29 protein-coding genes and 3 pseudogenes are annotated in these 25,677 nt (G+C 72.7%); 19 read left to right on the top strand and 13 right to left on the bottom strand.

From position 1 onward, the window contains the following. Positions 1–3 precede the first annotated feature (3 nt). From B100_RS0106445 to B100_RS0106475, 7 genes are all read left to right on the top strand, one after another. Positions 4–939: a 3-carboxyethylcatechol 2,3-dioxygenase gene (locus tag B100_RS0106445; RefSeq protein ID WP_024883620.1), complete on the top strand. Its 936-nt coding sequence runs from the start codon at positions 4–6 to the stop codon at positions 937–939. Beyond that, complete coding sequence (locus B100_RS0106450) at positions 936–1,820, top strand: alpha/beta fold hydrolase (protein WP_024883621.1); 885 nt, start codon at positions 936–938, stop codon at positions 1,818–1,820. The genes B100_RS0106445 and B100_RS0106450 overlap by 4 nt, the downstream gene beginning before the upstream one ends. Positions 1,821–1,831: 11 nt before the next feature. Continuing rightward, positions 1,832–2,647 carry a fumarylacetoacetate hydrolase family protein gene (locus B100_RS0106455; protein ID WP_064751465.1) on the top strand — a complete coding sequence of 272 codons (816 nt, stop codon included), beginning with the start codon at positions 1,832–1,834 and terminating at the stop codon, positions 2,645–2,647. A 2-nt stretch (positions 2,648–2,649) separates the two neighbouring features. Further along, positions 2,650–3,120, top strand: a complete 471-nt coding sequence (locus B100_RS0106460) for a nuclear transport factor 2 family protein (protein WP_024883623.1) — start codon at positions 2,650–2,652, stop codon at positions 3,118–3,120. Beyond that, complete coding sequence (locus B100_RS0106465) at positions 3,117–3,890, top strand: aldolase/citrate lyase family protein (protein ID WP_024883624.1); 774 nt, start codon at positions 3,117–3,119, stop codon at positions 3,888–3,890. Before B100_RS0106460 ends, B100_RS0106465 begins: the two co-directional genes overlap by 4 nt. After that, positions 3,887–5,500: a bifunctional 3-(3-hydroxy-phenyl)propionate/3-hydroxycinnamic acid hydroxylase MhpA gene (gene mhpA / locus B100_RS0106470; protein ID WP_024883625.1), complete on the top strand. Its 1,614-nt coding sequence runs from the start codon at positions 3,887–3,889 to the stop codon at positions 5,498–5,500. The genes B100_RS0106465 and mhpA overlap by 4 nt, the downstream gene beginning before the upstream one ends. Positions 5,501–5,664: 164 nt before the next feature. Further along, positions 5,665–6,351 carry a TetR/AcrR family transcriptional regulator gene (locus B100_RS0106475; RefSeq protein ID WP_024883626.1) on the top strand — a complete coding sequence of 229 codons (687 nt, stop codon included), beginning with the start codon at positions 5,665–5,667 and terminating at the stop codon, positions 6,349–6,351. Positions 6,352–6,385: 34 nt separating this feature from the next. Here B100_RS0106475 and B100_RS0106480 read toward each other — a convergent pair whose 3' ends face one another. Next, complete coding sequence (locus B100_RS0106480; protein ID WP_024883627.1) at positions 6,386–7,096, bottom strand: SDR family oxidoreductase; 711 nt, start codon at positions 7,094–7,096, stop codon at positions 6,386–6,388. Between the two features lie 231 nt (positions 7,097–7,327). On the opposite strand from B100_RS0106480, the gene B100_RS0106485 reads away from it, so the two are divergent. Then, positions 7,328–8,140, top strand: coding sequence for an SAM-dependent methyltransferase (locus B100_RS0106485; RefSeq protein WP_024883628.1), 813 nt, complete (start codon positions 7,328–7,330; stop codon positions 8,138–8,140). Positions 8,141–8,203: 63 nt separating this feature from the next. Here the strand turns inward: B100_RS0106485 and B100_RS0106490 are convergent, their stop codons facing one another. Beyond that, positions 8,204–9,262 carry a DUF6215 domain-containing protein gene (locus B100_RS0106490; protein ID WP_024883629.1) on the bottom strand — a complete coding sequence of 353 codons (1,059 nt, stop codon included), beginning with the start codon at positions 9,260–9,262 and terminating at the stop codon, positions 8,204–8,206. A 437-nt stretch (positions 9,263–9,699) separates the two neighbouring features. On the opposite strand from B100_RS0106490, the gene B100_RS0106495 reads away from it, so the two are divergent. Next, complete coding sequence (locus B100_RS0106495; protein WP_024883630.1) at positions 9,700–10,740, top strand: SpoIIE family protein phosphatase; 1,041 nt, start codon at positions 9,700–9,702, stop codon at positions 10,738–10,740. Between the two features lie 144 nt (positions 10,741–10,884). On the opposite strand, the gene B100_RS0106500 is transcribed toward B100_RS0106495, so the two are convergent. From B100_RS0106500 to B100_RS37500, 5 genes and pseudogenes are all read right to left on the bottom strand, one after another. Continuing rightward, positions 10,885–12,057 carry a PP2C family protein-serine/threonine phosphatase gene (locus B100_RS0106500; protein ID WP_024883631.1) on the bottom strand — a complete coding sequence of 391 codons (1,173 nt, stop codon included), beginning with the start codon at positions 12,055–12,057 and terminating at the stop codon, positions 10,885–10,887. Positions 12,058–12,216: 159 nt separating this feature from the next. Further along, the gene (locus tag B100_RS0106505) at positions 12,217–12,702 is read right to left on the bottom strand and encodes a DUF5994 family protein (RefSeq protein WP_024883632.1); all 486 of its coding nucleotides are present in this window, start codon (positions 12,700–12,702) and stop codon (positions 12,217–12,219) included. Positions 12,703–12,845: 143 nt separating this feature from the next. Further along, positions 12,846–13,037, bottom strand: a pseudogene (locus tag B100_RS35320) (LLM class flavin-dependent oxidoreductase); the annotation flags it as partial. A gap of 113 nt (positions 13,038–13,150) precedes the next feature. After that, on the bottom strand, positions 13,151–13,708 hold the full coding sequence (gene ssuE / locus B100_RS0106510; RefSeq protein WP_024883633.1) for an NADPH-dependent FMN reductase: 558 nt from the start codon (positions 13,706–13,708) through the stop codon (positions 13,151–13,153). A gap of 303 nt (positions 13,709–14,011) precedes the next feature. Next, positions 14,012–14,092 (bottom strand): putative leader peptide, encoded by an 81-nt coding sequence (locus B100_RS37500; protein ID WP_486585599.1) that lies wholly within the window; start codon positions 14,090–14,092, stop codon positions 14,012–14,014. Between the two features lie 409 nt (positions 14,093–14,501). On the opposite strand from B100_RS37500, the pseudogene B100_RS37505 reads away from it, so the two are divergent. From B100_RS37505 to B100_RS0106530, 4 genes and pseudogenes are all read left to right on the top strand, one after another. Next, positions 14,502–14,624, top strand: a pseudogene (locus tag B100_RS37505) (homoserine O-acetyltransferase); the annotation flags it as partial. 55 nt (positions 14,625–14,679) lie between these two features. Then, entirely contained in the window at positions 14,680–15,282 is a 603-nt protein-coding gene (locus B100_RS0106520; protein ID WP_024883635.1) for a nitroreductase family protein, read from the top strand. Between the two features lie 210 nt (positions 15,283–15,492). Continuing rightward, positions 15,493–16,062 carry a DUF6328 family protein gene (locus B100_RS0106525; RefSeq protein WP_024883636.1) on the top strand — a complete coding sequence of 190 codons (570 nt, stop codon included), beginning with the start codon at positions 15,493–15,495 and terminating at the stop codon, positions 16,060–16,062. Between the two features lie 320 nt (positions 16,063–16,382). Next, positions 16,383–17,363 carry a DUF2804 domain-containing protein gene (locus B100_RS0106530; RefSeq protein ID WP_024883637.1) on the top strand — a complete coding sequence of 327 codons (981 nt, stop codon included), beginning with the start codon at positions 16,383–16,385 and terminating at the stop codon, positions 17,361–17,363. A gap of 52 nt (positions 17,364–17,415) precedes the next feature. On the opposite strand, the gene B100_RS0106535 is transcribed toward B100_RS0106530, so the two are convergent. The 4 genes from B100_RS0106535 to B100_RS0106550 all read right to left on the bottom strand — a co-directional run bounded on the left by B100_RS0106535 (position 17,416) and on the right by B100_RS0106550 (position 20,996). Beyond that, the gene (locus B100_RS0106535) at positions 17,416–17,655 is read right to left on the bottom strand and encodes a DUF5302 domain-containing protein (RefSeq protein WP_024883638.1); all 240 of its coding nucleotides are present in this window, start codon (positions 17,653–17,655) and stop codon (positions 17,416–17,418) included. A gap of 89 nt (positions 17,656–17,744) precedes the next feature. Further along, positions 17,745–19,175, bottom strand: coding sequence for a DEAD/DEAH box helicase (locus B100_RS0106540; protein ID WP_024883639.1), 1,431 nt, complete (start codon positions 19,173–19,175; stop codon positions 17,745–17,747). 427 nt (positions 19,176–19,602) lie between these two features. After that, positions 19,603–20,604: an oxygenase MpaB family protein gene (locus tag B100_RS0106545; protein ID WP_024883640.1), complete on the bottom strand. Its 1,002-nt coding sequence runs from the start codon at positions 20,602–20,604 to the stop codon at positions 19,603–19,605. Positions 20,605–20,648: 44 nt separating this feature from the next. Beyond that, positions 20,649–20,996, bottom strand: a complete 348-nt coding sequence (locus B100_RS0106550) for a hypothetical protein (RefSeq protein WP_024883641.1) — start codon at positions 20,994–20,996, stop codon at positions 20,649–20,651. A gap of 169 nt (positions 20,997–21,165) precedes the next feature. Here B100_RS0106550 and B100_RS0106555 point away from each other — a divergent pair, with 169 nt between their 5' ends. After that, positions 21,166–22,005, top strand: coding sequence for an SDR family NAD(P)-dependent oxidoreductase (locus B100_RS0106555; protein WP_024883642.1), 840 nt, complete (start codon positions 21,166–21,168; stop codon positions 22,003–22,005). Between the two features lie 92 nt (positions 22,006–22,097). Here B100_RS0106555 and B100_RS0106560 read toward each other — a convergent pair whose 3' ends face one another. Both B100_RS0106560 and B100_RS0106565 read right to left on the bottom strand, forming a co-directional pair. Continuing rightward, positions 22,098–22,337 (bottom strand): hypothetical protein, encoded by a 240-nt coding sequence (locus B100_RS0106560; protein WP_024883643.1) that lies wholly within the window; start codon positions 22,335–22,337, stop codon positions 22,098–22,100. A gap of 72 nt (positions 22,338–22,409) precedes the next feature. Beyond that, the gene (locus B100_RS0106565) at positions 22,410–22,646 is read right to left on the bottom strand and encodes a hypothetical protein (protein WP_024883644.1); all 237 of its coding nucleotides are present in this window, start codon (positions 22,644–22,646) and stop codon (positions 22,410–22,412) included. Positions 22,647–22,838: 192 nt separating this feature from the next. Between B100_RS0106565 and B100_RS0106570 the strand changes: the two genes are divergently transcribed. The 5 genes and pseudogenes from B100_RS0106570 (at position 22,839) to B100_RS0106585 (ending at position 25,651) form a co-directional block, all read left to right on the top strand. Next, entirely contained in the window at positions 22,839–23,576 is a 738-nt protein-coding gene (locus B100_RS0106570; protein ID WP_024883645.1) for a nitroreductase family protein, read from the top strand. Positions 23,577–23,704: 128 nt separating this feature from the next. After that, positions 23,705–24,148, top strand: coding sequence for a helix-turn-helix domain-containing protein (locus B100_RS37510; protein ID WP_486585595.1), 444 nt, complete (start codon positions 23,705–23,707; stop codon positions 24,146–24,148). Further along, positions 24,060–24,364, top strand: a pseudogene (locus B100_RS37515) (DUF5753 domain-containing protein); the annotation flags it as partial. The gene B100_RS37510 and the pseudogene B100_RS37515, both read left to right, overlap by 89 nt. 192 nt (positions 24,365–24,556) lie before the next feature. Beyond that, entirely contained in the window at positions 24,557–24,757 is a 201-nt protein-coding gene (locus tag B100_RS0106580; protein WP_024883646.1) for a DUF397 domain-containing protein, read from the top strand. 60 nt (positions 24,758–24,817) lie between these two features. After that, complete coding sequence (locus tag B100_RS0106585; protein WP_024883647.1) at positions 24,818–25,651, top strand: NAD(P)H-binding protein; 834 nt, start codon at positions 24,818–24,820, stop codon at positions 25,649–25,651. Positions 25,652–25,677 lie beyond the last annotated feature (26 nt).

Here is a 25,677-nt window from a genome sequence, read left to right on the forward strand (position 1 = left end):
TCCATGCCGCTGGCCGTCGCAGCGCTCTCCCACGCGCCGTCCTTCGGCAACGTCGACCCGGGCGGGGAGACGTTCGCCGAGATCAATGCCGCCATCGACGAGGTCAGGGAGTTCGTCTCCGCGTACGACCCCGACCTGGTCGTGGTCTTCGGGCCCGACCACTTCAACGGCCAGCTCTACTCGCTGATCAGCCCCTGGGTGATCGGAGCGGTCGCCGAGGGCGTCGGCGACTACGGCACCACCGCCGGGCCGCTCCCCGTCGACGCCGACGCCGCCCGGGCCCTGCACGCCGCCGTACTGGCCGAGGGCATCGACATCGGCCGCAGCGAGCGGATGACGGTCGACCACGGCATCGTCCAGCCCCTGGACTTCGTGTTCGGCAAGAACTTCACGCAGCCCATCGTGCCGGTGTTCGTGAACGCGATCGGCCTGCCCCTCTCCCCCATGCGGCGGGTGCGTCTGATGGGCGAGGCGTTCGGCCGGGCCGCCCGGGCCCTGGACAAGAAGGTGCTGTTCCTCGCCTCGGGCGGCATCTCCCACAACCCGCCGATCCCCCGCTGGGACGGCGCCCCGGGCACCGTGCGGGAACGTCTGGTCGCCTACGCGCCCTCCCCTCAGGAGCGGCACGAGCGTGAGCAGATGATCGTCAAGGGCATCCAGGCGATCGCCGACGGCAAGGCTCCGAGCGACCCGCTGAACGAGGAGTGGGACAAGCTCGTCCTCGACACGTTCCGCTCCGGCGACCTCACCGCGGTGGACGGCTGGGAGAACGGCTGGTTCGTGGCGGAGGGCGGCTCGGCCGCGCACGAGATGCGCAGCTGGATCGCGGCCTACGCGGCGCTGTCGAGCTCCGGCCCCTACCGCTTCGCCGTCGACCGCTACTGGGCGGTCGAGAAGTGGGGCGCCGGCTTCGCCGTCCAGGCGGCGGTGACCGCGTGAGCCGGACGGAGAAGGCGCACTTCGCGACCCTGTGGGAGGAGATCGCGGACCTGGAGCACGCGCTGCGGTACGTGGACGCGGGCGGCTGCCGCACCCGGGTCCTCGACATCGCCGGGGCGTCCCCGGACGCGCAGACGGTCGTGCTGGCCAGCGGCACCAGCGGCCACATCGAGGCGTGGACGCAGAACGTACGGGCGTTCGCCGAGGCCGGTTTCCGGGTGGTCGGCTACGACTACCCGGGCCACGGGTACACCGCGCTCGCCGACCACCCGCTCGAGATCCGCGACTACGTGGAGCACCTGCTGGCGCTTCTCGACGCGCTGGAGCTGGACCGCGTGCACCTCGCCGGCGAGTCGCTCGGCGGCTGGCTGGCGCTGAAGTTCGCGCCGGAGCACCCCGAACGCCTGCGCACGGTGATCCTGTCCGCGCCGGGCGGCCGGGTGATCGGCGAACCGCAGCTGGACCGGACGCAGTCGGTGAGCGCCAAGGCGGTGAGCGAGCCGACCTTCGAGAACGTGCGCAAGCGCCTCCAGGTCGTCATCCACGATCCGCGGAACATCACCGACGAGCTGGTCCGCGTCCGCCAGGCGATCTACGCCCGCGACGGGTTCAGCATGGCGAACGTCTCCGCGCTGCGGGAGCCGGAGCGGCGGTGGCGCAACCGCGTGACCGACGACGACTTCGCGGCCGTCCCGGTCCCCGCCCTGATGGTGTGGACCGACAACGAGCCGACCGGCGACGAGGCCGAGGGCGAGCGCCTGTGCGGGCTGATCCCGGACGGGGAGTACCTGCTGGTGCGCGGCGCCGCGCACTGGCCGCAGTGGGAGGGGGCCGCCGAGTTCAACGCCGCGGCCGTCGCCTTCCTCCAGAAGCACGCCTGACGACCAGAAGCATGCCTGACGAAAGGACCGGAGTGAGCGTCACCCGGGAGACCATCAGCGAGATCGCGCGCGAGCTGTTCGAGGCCAGGCGCGGCGTGTACACCGTGCCGTACGTCAGCCCCCGGCTGCCCGAGCGCGACCTCGACTCCGCGTACGCGATCTCCGCCGAGTTCGCCGCCCTGCGCGAGCGCGAACTGGGCGTGAGGCGGGTGGGCCGCAAGGTCGGCCTGACCAACGCCCTGGTGCAGCGGCGCGTGGGCATCGACGAGCCGGACTACGGGATCATCCACGACGACATGGTGCACGCCTCGGGCACCCGCCTGCCGTTGTCCGCGTACAACCGCCTGCTGATCGAGGCGGAGGTCGCGTTCGTGCTGAGGAGCGACGTCCTGGAGCCCTCCCGGGCGTGCGTGGAGGCCGCGATCGACTACGTGACGCCCGCGTTCGAGGTCGTCGACTTCCGTTACGCCGGCTCCGTCGGGCAGATCGTCGACACCATCGCGGACAACGCCGGCTGCAGCGGGGTCGTCCTCGGCGAGGAGCGGCACCCCTACGGCGAGGTCGACCTGACCCAGGTCGAGATGGTCATCACCGGTGGCGGCAAGGAGATCACCCGGGGTGTCGGCAGCAACGTGCTGGGGGACCCGGTCAACGCGGTCGTCTGGCTGGCGGAGACCGCGCTGCGCACCGGTGAGCCGCTGCGCGCCGGCGAGGTGCTGCTGTCGGGCTCCATCGGCTACATCGAGCCGTGGCCCGCCGACGTCGAGTGCGTCGCCACCGTCACCGGGCTGGGTCGCGTGGTCGCGACCGCCGATTCGAAAGGCTGAACATGACTGACTACCGTCCCGTCGACGCGACCACCCGCGTCGAGATCGAGCAGCTCGTCACCGAGATGCTCCACCGCCTGGACCACAACCGCGCGGACACCACCTGGGAGCTGTACACCGAGGACGGCGTCTCGGTCGGACCGATGGGTGACATGGACCGCGAGGCCATGAAGGTGTGGGGTGCCAAGCGGGCCCGGCAGACGGACGTCGTCGGCCGTCACCACATCGGCGGGATCCGCCTGGTGTGGGCCGCGGGCGGGGACGAGGTCGAGGGCACCGTGCAGTACCTGACCTTCCGCGACACGAACGAACCGCAGACGCTTCCCGCGTCCGTCGGGGAGTTCCGCGAGCGTTACCGCAAGGTGGACGGCCGGTGGCTGTTCGCCCGCCGGGAGATCGTGCCGGTCTTCGGCGGCCGGGCGGCCGCGGCCCACGCCGCGCGCGTGGCCGGACAAGACGGGCCGGCACGGTGAAGCGGGAAGCTCTCGGCGGCGACCGGCATCCGGTCCTGTACCACCAGACGGTCCCGGCGTTCTCGGTGCCGGAGTGGGCGGTGGCCGCCGGTTACGACGGCGTGATCCTCGATCTCCAGCACGGGGAGCTGGGGCTGGAGGCGGCCTGCGGCATCCTGCGCTCGATTCCCCGGGACAACGCCTACGCGTACGCCCGGGTGGGCTCGCCGGACCCCGCGCCGATCCTGCGGCTCCTGGACAGCGGGGCCCGCGGCATCGTCGCGCCGACCGTCGAGTCCCGGTCCCAGGCCGAGGCCCTGGTCGCCGCCACCAAGTACCCGCCGGCCGGCAACCGCAGTCTCGGCCCCTCCCGGCCCGCGTTGTACCCGGGAGACTCCTACACCGACGCGGGCAACCGGGCGGTGTCGGCCGTCGCGCAGATCGAGACGAGCACCGGGGTCGACCGGGCCGAGGAGATCGTCTCGGCCCCCGGCCTGGACTCGGTCTACATCGGCCCGGCCGACCTCGCCGTCTCCTACGGCCTGCCCGGGCGCGGCGACTGGGAGGAGGGCCCGGTGCGCGAGGCGATCGTCCACCTCCGCGAGGTGACGCGCGCGCACGGCGTCACCCTCGGCATCTACTCCGGCCGTCCGGAGTACGCCGCCCGCCTGTTCGCCGACGGCCTCGTCGACTACGTCGGCCTCGGCATCGATCTCGTCCTGCTGAACCGCGCGTTCGGCGACATCATCGCCGGGCTCGGCCCGGCACGATCCGCACGGAGCACCACATGAACAAGGCCTGCGACGTCCTCGTCGTCGGGGCGGGTCCGGTCGGCCTGACCCTGGCCAACCTGCTGGGGCAGCAGGGCATCGACGTCCTCGTCGTCGAGCGGGAGCACGAACTCGTCGACTACCCGCGGGCCGTGGGCATCGACGACGAGGCACTGCGCGCGATGCAGACCGCCGGCCTGGTCGACGAGGTGCTCCCGCACACCATCCCGGACCAGAAGATCTACATGATCAACGGTGCCGGGGCGATCCTGTCCGAAGTGAACCCGACGACACGCGAGTTCGGCTGGCCGCGCCGCAACGGCTTCGTGCAGCCGCTGGTCGACCGGGTGCTGCTCGCCGGCCTCGACCGCTTCCCCGGCACAGCCGTGCGCTTCGGCGCCGAGGTCGTGGACCTGACCGAGGACGCCGACGGTGTGGTCGCCACGCTCGCGGACGGCGGGACGGTGCGCGCGCGGTACGTCGTCGCCGCCGAGGGCGGATCCTCCCCCACCCGCAAGCGTCTCGGCATCTCGTTCGAGGGCGAGACCCGGCCGACCGACGGCATCGTGATCGACGTCGCCAACGACCCGATCGGCACGCCCCACGCGGTCTTCGGCGGTGACCCCGCCCGCAGTTACGCCTCCATCGCGCTGCCGCACGGCATCCGGCGCTGGGAGTTCACCCTCTTCGAGCACGAGGGCGAGGCCGAGGTCGAGGACGACGCGTTCGTGTTCGCCCTGCTCGCGCCCCACGTGCCGGACCCGTCGAAGCTCGACATCATCCGCCGCCGCGTCTACCGTCACCACGCCCGCATCGCGGGCCGGTTCCGGCACGGGCGGATCTTTCTCGCCGGTGACGCCGCCCATGTCATGCCGGTGGTCGGCGGGCAGGGCTGGAACTCGGGTATCCGCGACGCCTTCAACCTGGGCTGGAAGCTCGCCGCCGTCGTCAAGGGACTGGCGGCCGACGGTCTGCTGGACACGTACGAGACCGAACGGCTCGGCCATGTCACGCAGATGGTGGCCGTCTCCCTCCAGATGGCGAAGGAGATGACGGACCACGACCCCGAGAAGGCCGCCGAGCGCGACCGGATCGCCGCCTCCCGCACGCCCGAGGAGCGGGAGGCGCAGAAGCGGCAGGCGTTCAAGCCGCAGCCGAAGTTCGACCGGGGCGTGGTGGTGCACACCCCGCTGCCGGTGTCCAAGTCGCTGCCGGTCCGCGACGTGCCGCGGCTGGCGGGCACGATCTTCCCGCAGCCGAAGGTCACCGACGCCGACGGCTCCGAGATGCTGCTCGACGACGCGACCGGTCAGGGCTGGCGCGTCCTCACCTGGAACAACGACCCGACGGCGTTCCTGTCGGCCGAGCGGCGCGCGGCGCTGGCCCGGCTCGGCGCTCGTCTCGTGCAGGTGGTGCCGAAGGCCCAACTGCCGTGGGCGCGCAAGCAGGCCACGGCCGGCGTCACCGTCGTCGGCGACCTCGGCGGCGAGGCGGGCCTGCAGGCGTGGTTCGACGCGCGGCCGGTGGGCGCGGTCGTCCTGCGCCCCGACCATGTGATCGCCGCCGAGTGCCTGACCCAGGAGCTCGACGACGTGGTGGCCCGGGTCCTGGAGGCCGCCTGCGCCGCGTGACGGAGGGCGCGGCACCGGCCCCGCGTGGGACGGTGTGCGCCGGGTCCGGGACCGAAAGGGCGTACGGATGTGCCCTTTCGGTCCCGGACCCGTTAGTAGCCGCGTTCTAGAATGGGCACTTCACTGAACGTGGGGCACGCACGACACGGCGACAGGGTGGCGGCATGAAGCAGGGCACACGGCAGAGCGGCGGTACCAGGGGCAAGGGCACGCGGCAGGCGCGTACGGGCCGGAGCCGGGAGCAGATCCTGCGTGCGGCGCTGGACCTGGCGCTGGAACATGGCTACCAGGGCACGACGATGGCGGCCGTCAGCACGGAGTCCGGCCTTCCCATCGGCTCGGTCTACTGGCACTTCAAGAGCAAGGAGCAGCTCTTCGTCGCCCTGCTCGAGCACTGCTACGAGGTGTGGATGGAGATCCACTCCGGGCCCGAGGGGCTGCGCCAGAAACTGTCGCGCGGGATCGCCGGCCTGTCCGGGGCCGACCCCGAGCAGTACACGAAGGAGGAGGCGCTGCTCAAGGCCGCGGCGGTCTGGGCGTTGAGCCGGCAGCTCGGCGGCCTGGGCGAGGACAGCGAAGTCCGTGCGGCGTATCTGCGGATGCGGGTGGAGATGTTCAAGGTGGACGTCTCGCGGATCACCGAGTCCGTCCCCGCCGACGTCACCGAGCGCTTCCCCGATCTGCCGACCAAGCTCACGGTGCTGAGTCTGGCGCTGACCGACGGCCTCTACGTCCACGCGAACTCCGAGGTGCACCTGGAGCTGGACTTCGCCGAGTACGCGGACCTGGCCGCGCGGGCGCTGGAGAGTCTGGTGGACGACCACGCCCGCCGGGTGGCCGAGGAGCGGTAGCCCCTCGCGTCCCGCCCGGGCGGGACGGGTGACGTCAGACGCCGCGGGTGAGTCCGCCGTCGACGCGGAGGTTCTGCCCGGTGGTGTACGTGGCGTCGCAGGCGACGTAGGCCACCGCCCGCGCCACCTCCTGGTAGGCGGCGGCCCTGCCCAGCGGGATGGTGGCGGTCCAGGCCGCCGGCACGGCCTCCGGGTCGGCGACGGTGTAGCCGGGGAGCACGTTGTTGACGCGGATGCCGTCCGCGGCGACCTCGTCCGCCCACAGCTTCGTCCAGGTCGTCATCGCGGCGCGGGCCACCATCGAGGTGGGGAAGCGGGGCGAGGGCTCGGTGGGGCTGGCCGAGGAGATGTTGACGATGCTGCCTCCGCCCTGGGCGCGCATCGGGGGCAGGGCGGCGCGGCAGGCCCGCACCACGTTGTAGAAATACAGGTCGAACCCGGTGGCCCAGTCCTCGTCGGTCAGCTCCTCCAGTTTGCCCTTGGGGCCGTGACCCGCGCTGTTGACCAGCACGTCCAGCCGGCCCCAGGCGGAGAGCACCTGCTCGACGGCGCCCTCGACGACCCCGGGTGCGGTGTAGTCGCCGCGGAGGGCCAGGCCGCCCAGTTCCCCGGCCAGCGCGTCCGCCCCTTCGCCGCGCGCCAGCACCGCCACCCGGTGGCCGCGTGCTGCCAGTTCCCGCGCCGAGGCGGCGCCGATACCGCTGCTGCCGGCGATCACGAGGGCGGTGGGGCGTGCTTCGGTCATGGTGCGCTGCTCCTGGGTCACGGTCTTGATCCGAACAATCCCTCTAGAATCTGTATTCTAGTAAAAGGTAATCGGCCCCTGCGGTGCCCGTCAACGGTCCTCGACGGTGGCACGGCGAGCGAGCGTCCCCGGGCGGCGACCGGAAGACGGTTGTGCCGTGAAGTCCGGTGAACATGCGGGCACTTGATCACTTTCGACACCACCGTGTGTGAAGCTATGCCCATGGAATCCATGGAATCTCCCGAAACCCCGCGCGGCGACGTCCGGGACAGGCTGCAGACCGACCGTCCGCACTCCGCCCGGGTGTGGAACTACCTCCTGGGCGGCAAGGACAACTACCCCGTCGACAGCGAGGTCGGCGAGGCCATCCTGACGACGTTTCCGGAGTTCGCCGCCGTCGCCCGGCTGCAGCGGCGGTTCCTCGCGCGCGCCGTGCGTTTCCTGGTGGGCGAGGCCGGCATCCGGCAGTTCCTGGACATCGGGACCGGGCTGCCCACCGCGGACAACACGCACGAGCTGGCCCAGCGCATCGCGCCCGAGAGCCGCATCGTGTACGTGGACAACGATCCGCTGGTACTGGTGCACGCCGAGGCGCTGCTCACCAGCAGCCCCGAGGGTGCCTGCGCCTACGTGGACGCGGACGTCCGGGACCCGGAGCGGATTCTGGCCGAGGCGGCGAAGACGCTGGACTTCAGCCGCCCGGTCGCCCTGACCATGCTGGGGATCATGGGGCAGATCTCCGACGCCGACCGGCCCTCGGAGCTGGTGAGCGCCCTGCTCGCCGGGCTCCCCTCGGGCAGCTACCTCGCACTGAGCGACGGCACGAACTCCAACGAGGCGCTCAACCGGGCCGTCCTGGCGTACAACCAGCAGTCGGCCAACACCTACCACCTCCGGGCACCGGAGGAGATCGCCTCCTACTTCGACGGTCTGGACCTGGTCGAGCCGGGTGTCGTCCCCACGGTCTCCTGGCGCCCGGAGCCCGACGGCGGCACCGCGGACGCGCCGGACGTGTCCGTCGCGGGGGTCGCGCTCAAGAAGTAGGGCACCCCCGGGTGATCGCCGGCCCGAGGTCCGCCGCGCGCGGGCCTCGGGCGGGGCGTTCCGTCACACGTTCCCGTGCGGGATCGCCGGGAGCACCGTCTCCACCACGTCGACGAGGACGCCGTCGTCCGGGAGACCGGCCGACTCGCTCCACACCGTGAAGTCGTAGTAGCCGCCCCCGTCCTTCGCGTCGAGGGCCACGGTCAGCGTTCTGGCCAGGGGGCCCTGGCCGACGGGGCCGCCGGACGCGCTGCCGCCCAGGTCGATCTGGATGCTCATCATGTGGTCCGAGGACAGGATCGCGGGCCGGCCGAGGACCGTGAGCCTCTTGACGTCCGTCTCGTCCCCGTACTTCATCAGGTTCGCGTACTGGTCGATCGTCAGCTTGTTGTAGGTGGCCAGGACGTCCACGGTGTACGTGTCGAAGCCGACCCTGGCCTCCGGCTGGGCGATCTTCTCGTCCGTCAGCGGGGCGGTGCCGCTGGAGCCGGACGCCGACGTCGCGATCTCGGTCGGGGTGCCGAGGAGTTCGGGCAGGTCGGGCCGGTTGAGCGCCTCGCACAGCTCCTCGCCGGTCACGGCCCCGGGCGTGGACCGGTAGGCACGCGGCAGCTCCTCGCCCTCCCCGGTCTCCTCCGCCCCGGGACACGAGACGGCTTTCTCGGTCCCGGCCCCGACCTCGTCGGAGGGCAGGAACTTCGGGCCCAGCCAGAGTGCGGCCCCGAGCGCCACGAACAGACCCACGGCGGCGGCCGCCTGCCCCCAGGCGTTGGGTTCCTTCTCCTTGACGGCCGGAGCGGCGGGACGCGGGGCCGCCGGAGCCTGCGGCCGGGGGCGCGGCGAGGGCTGCGTCTGCGTCTGGGACGCGGTGGCGGCCGGTGTCGTCCCCGGGTCCGCGCCGGACGCCGGGCTCCGATGTCGCCGGGCCCGCAGCGCCTTCACCACGATGCGCACCCGCAGCGCCGTGGCCAGCAGGAACGCCGCGCCGATGGCGGCCGGCACCCATCCCTCGCCGTCGAAGACGGCCATGTACATGATGCGTACGCCGAAGACCGACCCGACCAGGATGAGCAGCGGCTCACGGACCCAGAAGGGCAGGAGACGTACGAGAAATCCGAGCATTCGGTGATCTCACCAGCACAGGATCACCACGGCCGTGATGGAAGCCACAATTCCGGCCCGGTGCTCAACCGTGATGAACGGGTGCCGGGCGTCTTGGCCGGCTCGGCCTTCTCGGGGCCGCCGACGGTAGCAGCGAGTTCCAGTCCATCCGGAGGGCGAGTTCCGGGTCGGTGTACCCGGTGTTGACCTTGTTGATCGACCGGCCCGGAAGACGAGGTAGTCGCGCGCCATGGGCGGGACGCCAACGGGCCGGAATCAGAGGGCTCCGAGATCGCGTGTCCCCGCCGGGCCCCGGTGCCTTTGCGGCGTCGGGCGGTTCGCGGGAGCCTGAAGGGGTGATTCGTCGGCGTGTGACGGCCCGTGCGTCCGGCGCGCCCGGCAAGCCGCGCGCTGAGGGCGGTACCGAGCAGTCTCCCGCGGGTGCCGTCAGGGCGCCGATGGCCTACGTGGTCCTGGCGACCCTGCCGATCGTGCTGCTGGAGCTGCTGATCGACGACCGCACGGTGCGTGTCGCCCCCTTGCTGATCCTGCTGCCCGCGTTCCCGGCGGCGGTGGGGACCGTGCGGCAGACCGCGTACGCGGTGGGCTGGATGCTGGTCGTCCTCGCCGCGGTGCTGATCGCTCGGCCGCTCCCGTCGTCGTTCGACTACGGCGTCGTGCTGCTGCTCGCCGTCGTGCTCGGCGTGCTGTGCGTGCTGACCTGCCGGTGGCGGGTCCGGCGCGAGCGGGAACTGCTGAGAACCCGGTCCGCGGCGGTCGCGCTTCAGCGGCAGATGCTGCGGCCGCTGCCGGTCCTCACCGACCGGGTGGTCGTCGACGGCGCGTACCAGCCGGTGGAGACGGACCGGCTGGTGGGAGGGGACGTCTACGAGGTGGCGGCCTCACCGTACGGCACCCGGTTACTCTTCGGGGACGTCCAGGGCAAGGGCCTGCCCGCGATCGGAGCCGCCTTCGCCGTGCTCAGTGCCTTCCGCGAAGCCGCTCAACGCGAGCCGACCCTCACCGCGCTGGTGGACGACCTGGAGCAGGCCGTGGTCCGGCACAACGCGTTCGTCCAGCAGACGGGTGAGCCCGAGCAGTTCGTCACCGCTCTCGTCCTGGGGATCGACACCGCGACCGAGACACAGGCCGTCAACTGCGGCTACCCCCCGCCCCACCTGCTGGGATCCGGCCCCGTCGCCCCGGTGGAGCTCGGCGACCCGGGCGTACCGCTCGGGCTCGCGGACCTCTCCCCCCGGCCCAGAACCGTCTCGTGGTTCCCCTTCCCCGCGGGCGCCACGCTCCTCAGCTGCAGCGACGGTGTCACCGAGGCCCGCGGCGTCACCGGCGCCCCCTACCCCCTCGACGGACGCCTGGAGGAGTGGACGGCCGTCTCCTCGTGGGAGGTCGCCGACCGGCTGACCGAGGACGTCGGCCGCTACACGGCCGGGGAACACCGGGACGACATCGCCGTTCTCATGGTGCGCAGGACCGACTGAGCGCGGACGTCGGCGTGCGGGCGGCGCACCGGCAGTTCTGGGCCGGCCACGCTCCTCGGGGGCCGCCTGACGGTCCAGGAGTCCCCGCGGCGGGAGGCGACCGCCGTGCCGCGCGTCCGCCCTCTCGCATGCCGGGGGGCGCGGTCACCCCCTCACGCGGCCCGGTGAGGCCTGTCCGGTGTCCGCGCCGGAGCTGACGTGCCGCTGGGTCTCCTGAGGGCCGTGCCAGTCCAGGCACATCACGGTGGCGTCGTCCTGCAGCCTGCCGCCGGCGGCGTCCCGCACCGCCGACGTCAGCGTCAGAGCGACCTCCCTCGGGTGCAGGTCCCGGGTGCGCTCCAGCAGGCCGAACAGATCGACCTTCTCCCCGTGCCGTTCCAGCATGCCGTCGGTCAGCATCAGCAGACGGTCTCCGGGGCGCAGGTCGATGTCCTGGACCCGGTAGGAGTGAGCCACCAGCGCGGACAGCCCGAAAGGAGGGTCCACATCGCAGACGACCGTCTCCGCCGCCCCCTCGCGCAGGCGCAGGGGCCAGGGATGTCCGGCGTTGACGAGCCGGGCCCGCCCGGTGTTCAGGTCGGCGCGCAGCAGTTGTCCGGTGGCGTGGCCGTGGCCGTGGTCGGCCAGGGCCCGGTCGGCCCGGTGTGCCTGGTCGGCCAGGCCCGCCCCCGCCCGCCGGGCGCCACGCAAGGCGCCCACCAGGATCGTGGCGGCGAGCGCGGCGGCGACGTCGTGGCCCATGGGGTCGGTCACCGACACATGCAGGGTGTCGCGGTCCAAGGCGTAGTCGAAGGTGTCGCCACTGAGGTTCTCGGAGGGCTCCAGACTCCCGGACAGGGTGAACTGTGCGGCTTCGCACGACAGCGACGGGGGCAGCAGCTGGTACTGGATCTCCGCTGCCAGGGTGGGGGGCCGGGAGCGTTTCCCCCAGATGTAGAGGTCGGTGAAACGCCCGTTGGCGATCACGATGTAGGCCAGGACATGGGCGGCTTCCCCGACCTCCTCGAGGACGTCCGCGCCGGGCTCGTCCGGAAGGATCAGTTCCAGCAGCCCGATGGCGTCCCCCCGGTTGGTGACCGGCACGATCACACGCCTGCCCCGTCCGCACTTCTCCTGGTACAGGCGCTGGGAGCGGACCACGTACTCGTAGACGCTGCCGGACAGAGGGATCCGCTGGGCCTCCCTCCCGCCCGGCACGGGGCCGGCGGTGGACAGCCTCGCCACCGCCTGCCCGGTCAGGTCCACGATGAGGAAGGACACCTCCTCGGCGGAAAGACGCCGCCTCAGGTGCTCGGCGACGACGTCGACCGCGTCCACCGGTGCGGCCGTCTCAGCGGCCGTCAGCAACCGGGGAAGTACGCTCTGCCCAACGCTCACGGCCACGGTCCCTTCGTCTGCGCCTGTCATCAGCCTGGGGACCACCCCGATGGGCGTCAATCGGAGACAGGCGAACGCCTGTCGATCCGACGGACGAGGTCAGGGCGACGGCGCGCCCGCCCCGCCGTCCGTCTCCCACGCCTCCACCGCGCTCCGTCCGTCCATCCTGTCCGCTGCCACTCCCGCCCGGCCCCCGGCGCCACCGCCGTCCCCGGACATCAGCCCCACGGCGGCGGCACCGGCCTCGGGGGGAACCACCAGCACGTCCCGGCGGCCGTCGGCGAAGAAGAGGGTCAGCCGGTGCGGATCCTGCTCCTCGGTGGACCGGTCCACCCATACGGCACGCCCGGCCACGGAGACCCAGCTCGGGACGACGGGCCAGTGGGCCGGGTTCACGGTGACGCCGGTGAGACGGCCCCAGGGACCGTCGAGCGCGGCGGTCAGGGGCGGCAGCTCGCGCCCGAGGGCACGGGAGCGGGGCCACCACACGCCGTCCAGTCCTCCCGGCGCGGGCGTCAGGGACAGCCGGGCCGGTGGGGCGGGCAGCCGCCTGCTCGCCGTCGTGCGGTCGATCGTCACATTCATGGCGCGGCCCTTGCCTCCGGGCCCACGGTCGCGGCCCGGTGTCGCCGATCCCCGGGAACGGCACCGGCGGCGGAGCCGGTGCACGAGGAACTCCCAGCTCCTCCACGGTACTCCCCCGCCGGACCGGAACGACGTGACTGACCAGCGGTTTTCTCCGCGACGGCGGCGGGCGGTTCGCCCCTGGTGAGGTAGACGTCGACGTGCTTCGCCGCGACCCGTCCGGCGACCGGCGAGGACCCGCCGAAGTACACCTCGGGAACCGGGTCAGGCACGCGGGCCTGCCTGGCGTCCTCCACCCGGAGGTGTTCGCCCTCCAGCCCGACGGTCCTGCCTGCGACCAGGAACTTCAGCCGTTCGGTGTTCTGGCTGATCCGAGGCGGGGTGGTCGTGGGAGCCCGTCACGGCTCCGGGTGCGGGAGCCGTCGTCCCGTGTGCCGTACGGCCGCGTTCATCCGGTGGCCGCCAGCAGCGTCGTACGGCCGCCGAGCGCGCGGGAGAACTGGTCGGTGACCTGCGCCAGCGCTTCCGCGGCGGCGGGGGCGACGGTCAGGGCGCCGTCGTCGCCGACGGTGATCTCCTTGTCGAGGGTGAACCAGCCGGGCGTGATGTGCGCGGGGCCCATGGAGTTGAGGACGGGCCGCAGGGCGTAGTCGATGGCGAGGACGTGCGCGGTGGTGCCGCCGGTGGCCAGCGGCAGGACGGTCTTCCCGGTCAGCGCGTACTGCGGGAGCAGGTCCAGCAGCGCCTTCAGCAGTCCGGAGTAGGCGGCCTTGTAGACGGGGGTGCCGATGACGACACCGTCGGCGCGCCGGAAGAGGGCGGTGGCCTCGACGATCGCCGGATGGTGGAAGTCGGCGTGCAGCAGGGCCTCGGGCGGCAGCGTACGCACGTCGAGCGGTACGACCTCGTGCCCCTGGGCGACGAGCCGCTGGTCGAGGTGGCGCAGCAGCCGGCCGGTGCGGGAGGTGGCGGAGGGGCTTGCGGAGACGGACAGGACGGTGGCCATGCGAAGGACCTTCCGGGAGTCGGTGCAGGGCGGGCGAGTTCAGGCGCGGGCGGCGACGGGGACTCGGTCTCCCGGGTCCGGTTCGCGCACGACGGAGCGGCACGGGCGGCATGGGCCGGACGAGCCGCACGGGCGGGACACCCGGGTGCGCGACGGTAAGGAGAACGCGGTGAGGGAACGTCAGGCGGCGGCCCGGCAACGGCAGGCGTCCACGGACATCCGGGAACCGTGAGCGATCCGGGAGCCGTGAGTCAGCCGTGAGTCAGGAGAAGGCGCGGGCGCGAGGGTTTCCCTCGGCTGCGCTCAGATCCGAGTGCGACAGCAGGAGCTGGAGACACGCGCAAGGTCGACGTGGCGTCGCCGCGTGAGCTCCTGTCGCTTCATGCCGCCGATCAAAGCAGCGGTCGGTGACACGGGTCAAGGACACCCGGGCCACGTTCCACATGCTGAGAGCCGTTGCCCGAAGGCCTGTTGGAGGGCCACTTCGCGCCGGCCGCGCCCGGGGCGTCGTCCCGGCGGGTGGGGCGACGCCCGTCTATCTGGCGCGCCGCCGCCCCCGTGTGGTTACCTGAGCGCATGACCGTGCTCGTGACCCGCCGCCACGTCGACTTCGTGCGTGTCACCACCACGGGCTGTCCCGCCGCGAGCTGACTCCGCGCGCCCGGCCGTGGAAACCGGCCTTTCCCTCCTCCTCGCCGTACCGCACCCCGCTGATCACCGCCCACCTGTGTCCGGGCCGTGACGCGTGGCGCCGCGGCGTCCCTCAGGCCCGACCTCCTTCCCTCCTTCTCCCGTGCTGTCCGAGGCGATGAACAGTCACGACGTCGGGCGCGGGCGCGGGGGGGTGCGGGCCGCCCTGGGCCGGGTGAGCGCCCCGACGCTGGTGGCCGGCGTCGACTCGGACCGCCCGTCCCCGGCGCGGGCGCCGGGACACCATCTCCCTCACCCCTGACGCAGAAGGATCACCACACATGTCACCCCAGAACGCGACCACGGCCGTGGCCGTCCATCCGCTGCTCGCCAGGCGCTGGAGCCCCCGTTCGTTCGACGCCGCGCACACTCTGGGCGACGAGGAACTGGTCTCCCTGCTCGAAGCGGCCCGCTGGGCGCCCTCCGCCTTCAACGCGCAGCCGTGGCGGTTCCTGGTCGGCAGGCGCGGCGACACGACCTACCGGCGCATCCTCGACAGCCTGATTCCCTTCAACCAGCAGTGGGCGCACTCCAGTTCCCTGCTGGTGGCCGCGCTGGCGGAGGAGCGCGCCGACAACGGCGTGCCGCAGGACGGCCCCGCGTACGACACCGGGCTCGCGGTGTCCCAACTGGTCCTGCAAGCCCACGCATTGGGGCTGCACGCGCACCAGATGTCCGGCTTCGACGCAGAGGTGCTGCACGGCTCGCTGGGCGTGCCGGACGGCTACCGCGCGCTGTCCGTCGTCGCCGTCGGCGCGCTGGCCCCGGCGGACCTGCTGCCGCCGAAACTGCGCGAGCGGGAGACGGCGGCCCGTGAGCGGCGCCCCGCCGCGGAGACGTTCTTCGGCCCCGCCTGGGGCACCCCCCTGCCCGTCGGCCCGTGAACACGGGCCACCGGCACCTTCACGGATCGCCCTGGGCGCGCCCACCAACAGCCGGGCCGGTGACGTCCTCGGCGGGCCATGAGTCGCGCACCGTGTGACGGGTCACCAGGGGCCGGTTCCGGTGCGGGCGGTCGCCCCTCGATCGTCCCGGATGCTGCATGACGGCGCCTGATCGGGGCAAACGGTCCGTCTGGAACTGGGGAGGACGCCATGACGATGACGGAGCAGCCGGCCGAGCCGACGGAGAAGGGGCACACCTGCTGCGCGCGCCACGACGACCATGCCGCGCGGTCCCGCACCGAGGTGCCGGAGTCCGCGCGGGAGCGGGTGAACCGCCGTTGGAACGAGATTCTCCAGGAGACACGTGTCACTCAGACAGGTGTGCAGATCCTCTTCGGGTTCCTGCTCAGCGTGGCGTTCACCCCGCTGTTCCGTGAGCTGGAGACGCTGGACCGGGTCATCTACGTGATGACGGTGGTGTTCGGAGCGGCCGCCACGGGGTCACTGATCGCGCCCGTCTCCATCCACCGTTTCCTGTCCGGTCAGCGCATGAAGGACGAGGTGGTGGAGGCGGCCGGCCGGCTGATGGTGTGCGGGATGGTGCTGCTCGCGCTCACCATCGGCTGCACGCTGCTGCTGATACTGCGGTTCGTGGTGCCGGGCGTGCTCGCGGAGGTGCTGGTCGGCGGGGTCATGCTGTGGTTCGGGCTGTGCTGGTACGTGCTGCCGCTGCGCCTGCGCCGCCGCGCCGCCCGGCGCGCCCGCCGCGAGCGGGCGTAGCACCCGGGCGGGTCGGTCGTCCTCCGGTCCGGCCGTCCTGCGGTCCGGCCGCGGCCGGGCCAACCGGCTCGCGGTCATCGTCCACCAGAAGGGCGGCTCGTACGAGCCGGGGGCGTTCACGGCGGCGTTCGCCGAGGGGTGACGCACGGAGGCGGGCGAGCTGCCCGGAGTCGCGGTGACTCCGGGTGGCCTCCCCGGGGGGCGGCGCACGCCGGTGTCATGCCTCGCGGTATGACTGGGCACGGACATCGGTGACCAGGCCCGGGCCGTCCGCTGGACCCGGCCGAGGCGCGCCACCCGGATGAAAGGGCCACACCGCCATGACCGCCGAACGCGAGATCACCTCCCCCGTCGACCTGTGCCTTCCCGACGGGCGGCTCGATCCGGCGGCGGTCGGCTGGACCAGGCGGCCGCTGCACCGTGCGAACCTGCGTGGGTGGGGGCGGGCCAAGCGCTGGGAGTACTGGGGCATCGTGACCCCCACCCACATCGTGGGCCTGGTCGCCTCGTCCCTCGACTACGCCGGTACGCACGGCGTGTACGTGCTGGACCGTGCCACCGGCCGTGAGCTGGCCGAGGACGCGGTGACGCCGCTGGCGCGGGGCGTGCGCATGCCGGACCGCAGCGGCACGGGGACCGCGTCCGCGCGGGGCGGCGGGGTGGCGCTGGAGTTCGTCCAGCACCAGGACGGCACCAGCATCAGCGCGACCGCTCCCGGTTTCCGGCTGGAGGCCGAGGCGCCGCTGGTGCCGGGACACGAATCGCTGGGCGTGGTCGTGCCGTGGGGCCGGCACCGCTTCCAGTACACGGTGAAGGACCTCGGTCGTCCCGTGCACGGCCGTCTGACGCTCGGCTCGCGGGAGGTCACCTTCGACGCGTCCGACTCCTTCGCCGTCCTGGACCACGGGCGCGGCAAGTGGCGCTACTCCGTCTCCTGGAACTGGGCGGCCGGCTGCGCCCCGGGGCGGGCGGTCCAGCTCGGCGGCCGGTGGACCGACGGGACCGGCTCGACGGAGAACGCGCTGTTCGTCGACGGCCGGACGCACAAGATGGGGGACGACCTGACCTGGGAGTACGACCGGGCCGACTGGTTGCGGCCGTGGCGGATCACCGGCCCCCGGGTGGAGGCCGAGTTCCACCCCTCCCGCGTGCGAACCGCGCGGACGAATCTGCTCGTCGTGTCCAGCGTCACCCACCAGTGCTTCGGTGACTTCACCGGGCGCGCCCAGGCCGACGACGGCACCTGGGTGGACCTCGACGGCCTCACCGGCTGGGCGGAGGAGGCCCGCAACCGGTGGTGAGAAGGGAACCGCCCGTGACGCGCGCGTCACGGGCGGGGCGGGGCAGGACGGCTCAGCCGCTCTTGCGCCGGAACGACCGCTGGCTCGTCGCCGGTCCGTGCGTCGCGCGCACCTTGGACGCGTTGGGGTTGCCTGCGGCCTCGGCGGCCTCCGCCTGCGCGCCGCGCTTGCGCGCCAACGCCTCACGGAACTTGCGCTTGAGGTCGTAGGTGCCGTCCTCGTCCGGGGTGAGAGGGGACGTTCCGGCGTCCGCCGGCTCCGAACCTTCCGTGGCGGGCTGCTCTGCGGTCATGGTGACCTCCTGGGTTCGGTGCGGGGACGGGCGAGCTCAGCTTGTCACGTCCGGCCGCGTGCGGGGAGCGAATATCGGGGCGGCGCCGCTCAGCCGGAGCGGCGCACCTGGGCGGCCCGGCGCGCCTCGGCGAGCTTGCGGGCCTCACCGGCCTTGCGGGACGTCCTGCCGCCGGAGGCGCGGGGGGTGCCCTTGCTGGTTCCGAGGCCGCGGAAGGGGGCGTTGGTGTTCTTCGGCCGGGGCACGGCGGGTCCGCCGTCGAGGGGGACGCCGGTGGGAGCCTTGGCGCCGGTGATCCGGGTCAGTTCCGCCTCGCCGGAGCGCACCGTGGTGACGGTGGCGCGGATGCCGGCGCCGGTCAGCATGCGGACCGTCTCGCGGCGCCCGCCCGACGCGACGAGCGTGACCACGCGGCCGGACTCACCGGCGCGGGCGGTGCGGCCCGCGCGGTGCACGTAATCCTTGGGGTCGGCGGGCGGATCCACGTTGACGACGAGGTCGAGGTCGTCGATGTGCAGGCCGCGGGCCGCGACGTCGGTCGCCACCAGGGCGGAGATCCGGCCCTCCTTGAACTGCGCCAGCGTCCGGGTGCGCTGCGGCTGGGACTTGCCGCTGTGCAGGGCCCCGGCCTGCACCCCGTGTGCCCGCAGGTGCCGGGTGAGCTGGTCGACGGCGTGCTTGGTCTCCAGGAACAGCAGGACGCGGCCGTCGCGGGCGGCGATCTCCGTGGTGACGGCGTAGCGGTCGGGGCCGTGGACGACCAGGACGTGGTGCTCCATGGTCGCGACGGAGCCCTCGGCCGGGTCGACGGAGTGGACGACGGGGTCGTGGAGGTGGTCGCGGACCAACTGGTCGACGTCGCCGTCCAGGGTGGCGGAGAACAGCATGCGCTGCCCCTCGGGGCGCACCTGGGCCAGCACCTCGGTCACCTGTGGCAGGAAGCCCAGGTCGCACATCTGGTCGGCCTCGTCCAGGACGGTGATCCGTACCCGCCCGAGCCGGCAGGCGTTGCGCTCGACGAGGTCGTGCAGGCGTCCGGGCGTGGCGACGACCACCTCGGCCCCCTGGCGCAGCGCGGCGATCTGCCGGCCGATCGACATGCCGCCGACGACCGTGGCCATCCGCAGTCGCAGGGCCTCGGCGTACGGCGCGAGCGCCTGGGTGACCTGCTGGGCCAGCTCCCGGGTGGGCACCAGGACCAGGGCGAGGGGCTGCTTGGGTTCGGCTCGCCGCCCCGCCGTACGGGCCAGCAGCGGGAGGCCGAAGGCGAGCGTCTTGCCGGAGCCGGTGCGCCCGCGCCCCAGGACGTCGCGTCCGCGCAGGGCGTCGGGCAGCGTGGCGGCCTGGATGGGGAAGGGGTCGCGCATCCCCTGCTCGTCCAGGGTGCGCAGCACCGCCCCCGGGAGCCCGAGGGCGGCGAAGGAGCCGGCCGGGGCGTCCATGGGCGTCGTCCCGGGCAGGCCGGTGCCGTCGTGGACGGTGCCGTCGTGGACGGTGCCTGAGTCGTCGGGGTGCGTCATGAAGAGCCTTCCGCAGGGGAACGTGCCGAGGAAGGCCCGGCAGGAGGGGACGGTCCGCGCAGGGGGCGGAACCGGCCTGGGAGAAGCACCCACCGCGACGACACGCAAACGCGTCACACTAACACAAGGCACGAAGCGGACCCGCTTCGTGGATCACCGGCCCCCGCGCGGACCCCCTTCACGGTGCAGCTCACCGGACCGACCCATGGCCCCAACCACCAGCCGGCATGCGAGCGCCGCCGGTCCCCCGTCCGCCGCGATGCCGTGCGCGGGCGGCCCAGGCAGGGCGCCCTCCGCGTCGAGGACCAAGGGGGTCGGCGGGCCGCGCGCCCAACTCCCTCGACCGCGCCGTCACTTACTCCGACGGCCCCGGCTCGGCGTACGGGCGGCGCGGCGGGCCGCATGAGCCGCGGGAGCCCGGCGCGGGTCAGCCGAGCGGCAGACGGCGCCGGCGTGCCGGGCGGGCTGACGACTCGGTTCGGACGCGGGCCGCGCGGCGGGCCGCGTAGGCAGCGGGCAGATAGCGGAGCCGCTCGGGCAGGCGCGGAACCACCGTACGCACGACGCGGCCGAACAGCCGCAGCCGGCGCTCGTCGCGCGCCGTCCAGACGATGTCCAGCCGCTCCCGCGCGACGGGCGGCAACAGCCCCTTGGTGGCGAAGACTTGAAGCCGCAGCAGCGGCGGACACAGCACCGGCCAGAGCCGGCGCAGCACCGCACCCGCGCCGTCCGGCGGGGGCACGGACCGCCGTGCGTCGAGCAACTCCTCGACGACAGCCGTCCGTTCCAGCTCGTCACGGACCATCGCGTCGAAGTAGACCCAGAACTCCTCCGGGGACACCGGCATGTCCCGCTCCCGAATGCCGAGGATGCGGCCGAGCCGGCGTGCCTCCTCGTGCAGACGCCGTTCCCCCTGCTCGTCGAACGGCCGGAACAGGTAGTGCGCGGCCCGCAGGAAGACGGGGAATCCGGTGGCGTGCACCCAGGCGTAGGGGGCGGGGTTCAGCGCGTGGTAGGGACGGTCGCGGGTGTCGGTGCCACGGAAGTCCTTGTGCAGCCGGCGCAGCCTGCGCCCCTCCTCGACGGCCCGGTCACCGCCGTACACCCACAGTTGCAGTGAGTCGAGCGAGCGCCGGGCGCGCCCCCAGGGGTCGGTGCGGAAAACGGAGTGTTCGTCGACCCCCGCGCCCACGGCCGGGTGCGCGACCTGGAGCACCAGGGCGGCGGGCAGGTACAGCACGACGCGGATGTCGCCGACCATGTCCCAGAGAAGGGTGTCGGGGGTGAACGGGACGGGTTCGGCGCGGGGCGCGCGGTCACCGCGCGCCGGTGCATGCTCCGGGCCCGGCTCCGGCACCGGTTCCAGCCCCGGTTCGGGCCTCGGTTCCGGTATCGCCTCGGGGGCGGAGTCCGCACGGCCGCTGTCCATACCTCCAGCCTCCCACGCCCCTGCGGCCGCAGGTCGGCCGGGCCTCAGGGCAGTTCCGGACGCACCAGCGCCCTGGCGAACGGCTCCCCCGTGCGCCGGGCGTACGCCATCCGCTCCCGCACCTCCCTGAGCGTGCGGGGGCGGTACCCCGCCCCGCAGCAGCAGCCCATGGGGAAGCGGACGCCCGCGTGCAGCAGCAGCGACAGCACCCTCCACCCCTCGGTGTCCCTGCGGGGCGGCGCGGCGAAGGCGGCCCCGACGTGGATCAGCGTCCCGGCACAGCGCGGACAGACCCGACGGTCGACCTGGCCGTCCACCGGGCGCGACGGGTGCCGCTGCTTGTACGAGGCCCGGCACGGCAGGCAGACGAAGGAGGTCCTGGCGGGAGACATGGACGTCAGGGTAGAGGCGTGCGCACAGCCGCATCCACGCCTTTTCGGCGCCTCGCCTGGCAGGGCGTCACCGCGTTTCACCGCCGGGCCGCCGGGACACCCGGCGCTGGTCGGGCGCGGCCGGGAAGGCCGCCGGCCGGCAGTCACCGGCGACGGAGGGATCAGGCGTATGACCTCGCACGACGCGTCCGGCACGGCCCTCGTGACGGGGGCCTCCTCCGGCATCGGATGGGAGTACGCCACCCGGCTGGCCGCGCGCGGCCGGCACCTGGTGCTGGTCGCCCGGCGGGCCGAGCGGCTGGAGACCCTGGCGGAGGAGGCGCGGAAGGCGGGCGCGGCCGGCGTCGAGACGCTGGTGGCGGCCCTCGCCCGCCCGGAGGACCTGGCCCGCGTCGCGCAGCGGGTGTCCGGTGACGACGTGGACCTGCTGGTGAACAACGCCGGCATCAACGGCTACGGCCCCTTCGCCGAGGTCGACGCCGACCTCCTCGGCAGGGTCCTGAACGTGAACGTGGTGGCTCTGACGGCGCTGACGAGGACCGCGGTGCCGGGCATGCTGGCACGCGGCCGGGGCGCGGTGATCAACGTGGCGTCGCTCCTGGCGTTCGCCGGCGACCTGCCGCCGGATCCCCTCCCGCAGCGGGCCGTGTACGCGGGGTCCAAGGGCTACGCGGTGACCTTCACCCGGACCCTGGCCGCCGAGCTGGCCGACGCTCCGGTGCGGGTGCAGGTCGTCTGCCCCGGGCTCACGGCGACCGAGTTCCACCTCGGCGCCGGGGACACCCCGGTGAGCGGTGAACGCCGCATCCACGACGAGGGCGGCATGCCGGCGGCGGACGTGGTGACGGCGTCCCTCGTAGGTCTGGAGACCGGTCAGGTGGTGTGCGTGCCCGGGCTTGCGGAGGCGGACGCCGTGGCCCGCCTGGCGGCGGCGGAACTGGACCTGCGCCGCGGCTCGGGCGCCCGTATGGCACCGCGCTACGGACGGCCCGACGATGTGGCGCAGTGACCGTGCGGAGTGGGCGGAGTGACCGTGCGGAACGGACGGTGACCGCCCGCTCCGGCCTTTCCGGAGCGGGCGGTCACCGCGGGTGAACCACGTCAGGCGCCCAGTTTGCCGACCGTGTCGGTCAGGGTCCCCGCCACGTCGTGCAGGTCCTGGTCGCTCGGGTCGGGGCCCAGTCGCTCGACGAGGTCGCGCTTGGTGATCACGAGCAGCGCTCCCCGGGACTCCTCTCCCGACGGCTCGTCGACCACGCGCGCCCTGCCTTCCAGCAGGACGAGCGCGGCATCGTCGTTCGCGGCGTCACAGAGGTCCCTGACATGGCTCTCGTCGATCATTCGTCACCCTCCGGTGAGTGGGTCGGTGGGGCAGGCTTCCGCGCGGTTGCCGTCGTCACTCTTCGCTCACGGCTACGCGCTGTCGGCCAGCTCGGCGTGCCCCTGTGCGCGGGCGCAGTGGGCGCAGCAGAAGAACTGGCCGCCCACCTGATGCCCGTGTCCGAGGACCTTGCACTGACAGTTGTCACAGATGGGCGCCAGCTTGTGGGCGGCGCACTCGATGCTGTCGAACGTGTGGGCGGAACCGTCGACCGTGCGCACCTCGAAGGACAGGGCGTAGTCGTTTCCGCACACTTCACAGACCGCCATGATCCGCTCCCTTCCGCAGTACCGGCCGAGTACCGCGCCGGGGCCGACGTCATGCAGGCGAACCGTGCGGCAGGCGGGACGGCTGCGACACCCGGGACCGTGCCGGCACCCGGCCGACGAAGACCGGGACCAAAGGGCCGATCTCAAGTTGGGGCGTTCCACGGGAAGTTCACAGTCCCTACACTCACGATCATGACAACTGAGACGCCCCTCGCCGGCGCGGTGGCCGACGGCACCGCCGAGCCCTCCCTCTTCGCGACGATGTCCACCATGAGGGCCATGCGGCGCCTGCGCCCCGACCCGGTCCCCGACGAGCTGGTGGACCAGCTCGTACAGGCGGCCGTATGGGGCCCCAGCGGCGGCAACATGCAGCGCTACGAGTACGTCGTCGTCACCGACCCGGCGGTCATGGCCGAGCTCGCGCCGCTGTGGAAGCGGTGCGTGGACGCGTACCTGGCCACGACCGGCAAGTACGCCCCCGAGGGCATGGACGAGGCCGCGTACGGCCGCATGGTCGCGGCGATCGAGTACCAGCGCGACCACTTCGCGCAGACCCCGGCGCTGGTCATCCCCTGCTACCAGTTCCCCGCGCCGAGGATCGAGGAGGAGGGCCTGCGGATCTACGCCGAGGCGCTGGGCGCGGAGGCGACGGAGCGCATGGGGCGGATCCAGGAGCGGTTCTCCGCCCTCGCGGAGGGCTCGTGCGTCTACCCGGGCGTGCAGAACCTGCTGCTCGCGGCGCGCGGCCTGGGTCTGGCCGCCAACATCACCATCTGGCACCTGTTCCTGGAGAACGAGTGGAAGGCGGCCCTCGGCATCCCCGAGGACATGAACACCTTCGCCGCGATCCCGGTGGGCTGGCCCCAGGGCAACTTCGGCCCGGTGCGCCGCCGGGCGGTCGAGGAGGTCGTCCACCGCAACCGCTGGTAGGACGTACGACGCGGTACGGCGGGCGTACGAATCCGTACGGCCGCCGTACGGCTTCCCGCCGTGGCCGGAGGGGCGGCTCGGTCGTTGTGCTCCACGACGGATCACTGTGCGACGGAGCAGGGGGCTCGATGGGCAGGACGACCCAGCGGGAGTGCGGTACGGCCGGCCGGCGCGGGCCGGACCAGGAGCGTCCGGCGGCTTGGAGCGCGTACGGCAAGCTGGTCCGCCTCTTCCGCGAACGCGCCGGGCTCACCCAGCAGGCCCTCGCCGACGCCATCGGCTACTCCATGGAACAGGTCGCGTCCGTCGAGCAGGGTCGTCGCCCGGCGAAGGCCGTCTTCACGGAGGCGGCGGAACGCGTCCTGGACGCGGGCGGGGCGCAGCGCGTGCTCCAGCTGGACGTGGATCGGGCCAACTGCCCTGTTCTTCCAGGACTTCGCCCTCCTGGAGGAGGAGGCGGTCAGCCGCTTCTCCTACGATCCGATGCTGGTGCCGGGGTTGTTGCAGACGGAGGCGTGTGCGCGCGCCTTGCTCGAGGCACACTGCCCTCCCCTCGAAGAAGAGGCCATTGAGCAACACCTCACGGCACGGCTGGCCCGCCAGTCCCTGCTGACGCGTAAAAGCCCGTGCGTCGTCTTCTCGTTCATCCTCGAGGAGGGCGCTCTTCGCCGGCGGTGGGCGGCACCGTGGTCCTGGAGCAGCAACTCGCACACCTGCTGGAGTGCACCCGCAGGCGCAACGTGGAGATCCAGGTGATGCCCACGCAACGGGCCGCGCACAGCGGGGTCAACGGGCAGATCGTCCTGCTGGAGACCGTAGAAACGGCGGCGGTTCGTCTCCATCGAGGCCCAGGGCATCGTGAACATCCGGTCGGACCGGGACGAGGTCAGCGAGTTCTGGCTACGCTATGGAATGCTGCGTTCACAGGACCTCAACTCCGAGGAGTCTGCCCGGTTGATCGAGCGCATGGCAGGGGAGCTATGAGCATCGAGCAGGTTCGCGACCTCGCGTGGATCAAGAGCAGCTACAGCGGAACGAACGGCGGCGACTGCGTCGAGGTGGCCGCCCGTGAGGACACCGTGTACGTACGGGACTCCAAGGCCGTGGACGACGGCGCCCCCGTACTGCGGATCGACCGCGCCCAGTGGGCGGCGTTCGTGACGCTCGCGTCCGCGGCTTGACCTCAAGCTCGCTTGAGGTCCTAGCGTCCGAGATCACCGTCAACGGCAGGAGCAGACGACGTGATTCTCGTGACCGGCGCGACCGGCAACATCGGAAGCGCTTTGCTGGGGCAGTTGACCGACACCGGCACCGTGCCGGTGCGGGGACTGACCCGTGACCCGGACCGTGCCTCGTTCCCCCAGGGGGTCGAGGCGGTCCCGGGCGACCTGGGCCGCCCCAACTCCCTGGTACCGGCGCTACAGGGGGTGCGCTCCCTCCTCCTCGTGCCGGGTCTGGGCGCGGACGCGGACGTACTCGGGGCCGCACGAAAGGCCGGCGTGGAGCACGTGGTGCTCGTGTCCTCGCTGGCGGTGCAGACGCATCCGCACCTTCCCGCCTCCCGCGACAACCGGGATCTCGAACTGCTCCTCCAGGGCAGCGGAATGAGCTGGACGGTCCTGCGTCCCACGCAGTTCGCGTCGAACGCCCTGTGGTGGGCCGAGTCGATCCGGAAGCACCGGTCGATCCAGGTGCCCTACGCGGAGGTCGGGCTTCCCGCCGTCCACCCCGCCGACATCGCGGCCGTGGCCAAGGCGGCGCTCACCGAGCCGGGGCACCGCGGACGGACGTACGCGCTGACCGGACCGGCGCGCGTCACGCCCCGGCAGCAGGCCCGTGCGATCGGGGCGGCCCTGGGAGAGGACATCGCCGTGGTGGAGATCAGCAGGGAGGAGGCGCACCGGCAGATGGCTTCCTTCCTGGGCGACCGGAACGCGCACGCCGTGCTCGACCTGATGGGGGGAGACGTCAACGACGCCCTGCTCACGGTGCACGACACGGTCATGCAGCTCACCGGCGTTCCCGCGCGGACCTTCGGGCAGTGGGCCGAGGAGAACGCCGACTCGTTCCGCTGACGGGTGCCGGCTCACCGCGAGCCCGT

The sequence above is a fragment of the Streptomyces sp. CNH189 genome (assembly GCF_000527195.1).

Excerpts from the sequence above, each read along its gene's own strand:
- B100_RS0106445 (WP_024883620.1), top strand. The coding sequence starts at position 4 with ATGCCGCTGGCCGTCGCAGCGCTCTCCCACGCGCCGTCCTTCGGCAAC.
- B100_RS0106545 (WP_024883640.1), bottom strand. The coding sequence starts at position 20,604 with ATGGACAGCGGCCGTGCGGACTCCGCCCCCGAGGCGATACCGGAACCG.
- B100_RS0106580 (WP_024883646.1), top strand. The coding sequence starts at position 24,557 with ATGAGCATCGAGCAGGTTCGCGACCTCGCGTGGATCAAGAGCAGCTAC.
- B100_RS37510 (WP_486585595.1), top strand. The coding sequence starts at position 23,705 with ATGGGCAGGACGACCCAGCGGGAGTGCGGTACGGCCGGCCGGCGCGGG.
- B100_RS0106565 (WP_024883644.1), bottom strand. The coding sequence starts at position 22,646 with ATGGCGGTCTGTGAAGTGTGCGGAAACGACTACGCCCTGTCCTTCGAG.
- B100_RS0106525 (WP_024883636.1), top strand. The coding sequence starts at position 15,493 with ATGACGATGACGGAGCAGCCGGCCGAGCCGACGGAGAAGGGGCACACC.
- B100_RS0106555 (WP_024883642.1), top strand. The coding sequence starts at position 21,166 with ATGACCTCGCACGACGCGTCCGGCACGGCCCTCGTGACGGGGGCCTCC.
- B100_RS0106530 (WP_024883637.1), top strand. The coding sequence starts at position 16,383 with ATGACCGCCGAACGCGAGATCACCTCCCCCGTCGACCTGTGCCTTCCC.
- B100_RS37500 (WP_486585599.1), bottom strand. The coding sequence starts at position 14,092 with ATGAAGCGACAGGAGCTCACGCGGCGACGCCACGTCGACCTTGCGCGT.
- mhpA (WP_024883625.1), top strand. The coding sequence starts at position 3,887 with ATGAACAAGGCCTGCGACGTCCTCGTCGTCGGGGCGGGTCCGGTCGGC.
- B100_RS0106560 (WP_024883643.1), bottom strand. The coding sequence starts at position 22,337 with ATGATCGACGAGAGCCATGTCAGGGACCTCTGTGACGCCGCGAACGAC.
- ssuE (WP_024883633.1), bottom strand. The coding sequence starts at position 13,708 with ATGGCCACCGTCCTGTCCGTCTCCGCAAGCCCCTCCGCCACCTCCCGC.
- B100_RS0106495 (WP_024883630.1), top strand. The coding sequence starts at position 9,700 with ATGGCCTACGTGGTCCTGGCGACCCTGCCGATCGTGCTGCTGGAGCTG.
- B100_RS0106490 (WP_024883629.1), bottom strand. The coding sequence starts at position 9,262 with ATGCTCGGATTTCTCGTACGTCTCCTGCCCTTCTGGGTCCGTGAGCCG.
- B100_RS0106535 (WP_024883638.1), bottom strand. The coding sequence starts at position 17,655 with ATGACCGCAGAGCAGCCCGCCACGGAAGGTTCGGAGCCGGCGGACGCC.
- B100_RS0106460 (WP_024883623.1), top strand. The coding sequence starts at position 2,650 with ATGACTGACTACCGTCCCGTCGACGCGACCACCCGCGTCGAGATCGAG.
- B100_RS0106480 (WP_024883627.1), bottom strand. The coding sequence starts at position 7,096 with ATGACCGAAGCACGCCCCACCGCCCTCGTGATCGCCGGCAGCAGCGGT.
- B100_RS0106505 (WP_024883632.1), bottom strand. The coding sequence starts at position 12,702 with ATGAATGTGACGATCGACCGCACGACGGCGAGCAGGCGGCTGCCCGCC.
- B100_RS0106570 (WP_024883645.1), top strand. The coding sequence starts at position 22,839 with ATGACAACTGAGACGCCCCTCGCCGGCGCGGTGGCCGACGGCACCGCC.
- B100_RS0106540 (WP_024883639.1), bottom strand. The coding sequence starts at position 19,175 with ATGACGCACCCCGACGACTCAGGCACCGTCCACGACGGCACCGTCCAC.
- B100_RS0106550 (WP_024883641.1), bottom strand. The coding sequence starts at position 20,996 with ATGTCTCCCGCCAGGACCTCCTTCGTCTGCCTGCCGTGCCGGGCCTCG.
- B100_RS0106455 (WP_064751465.1), top strand. The coding sequence starts at position 1,832 with ATGCCTGACGAAAGGACCGGAGTGAGCGTCACCCGGGAGACCATCAGC.
- B100_RS0106520 (WP_024883635.1), top strand. The coding sequence starts at position 14,680 with ATGTCACCCCAGAACGCGACCACGGCCGTGGCCGTCCATCCGCTGCTC.
- B100_RS0106485 (WP_024883628.1), top strand. The coding sequence starts at position 7,328 with ATGGAATCTCCCGAAACCCCGCGCGGCGACGTCCGGGACAGGCTGCAG.
- B100_RS0106475 (WP_024883626.1), top strand. The coding sequence starts at position 5,665 with ATGAAGCAGGGCACACGGCAGAGCGGCGGTACCAGGGGCAAGGGCACG.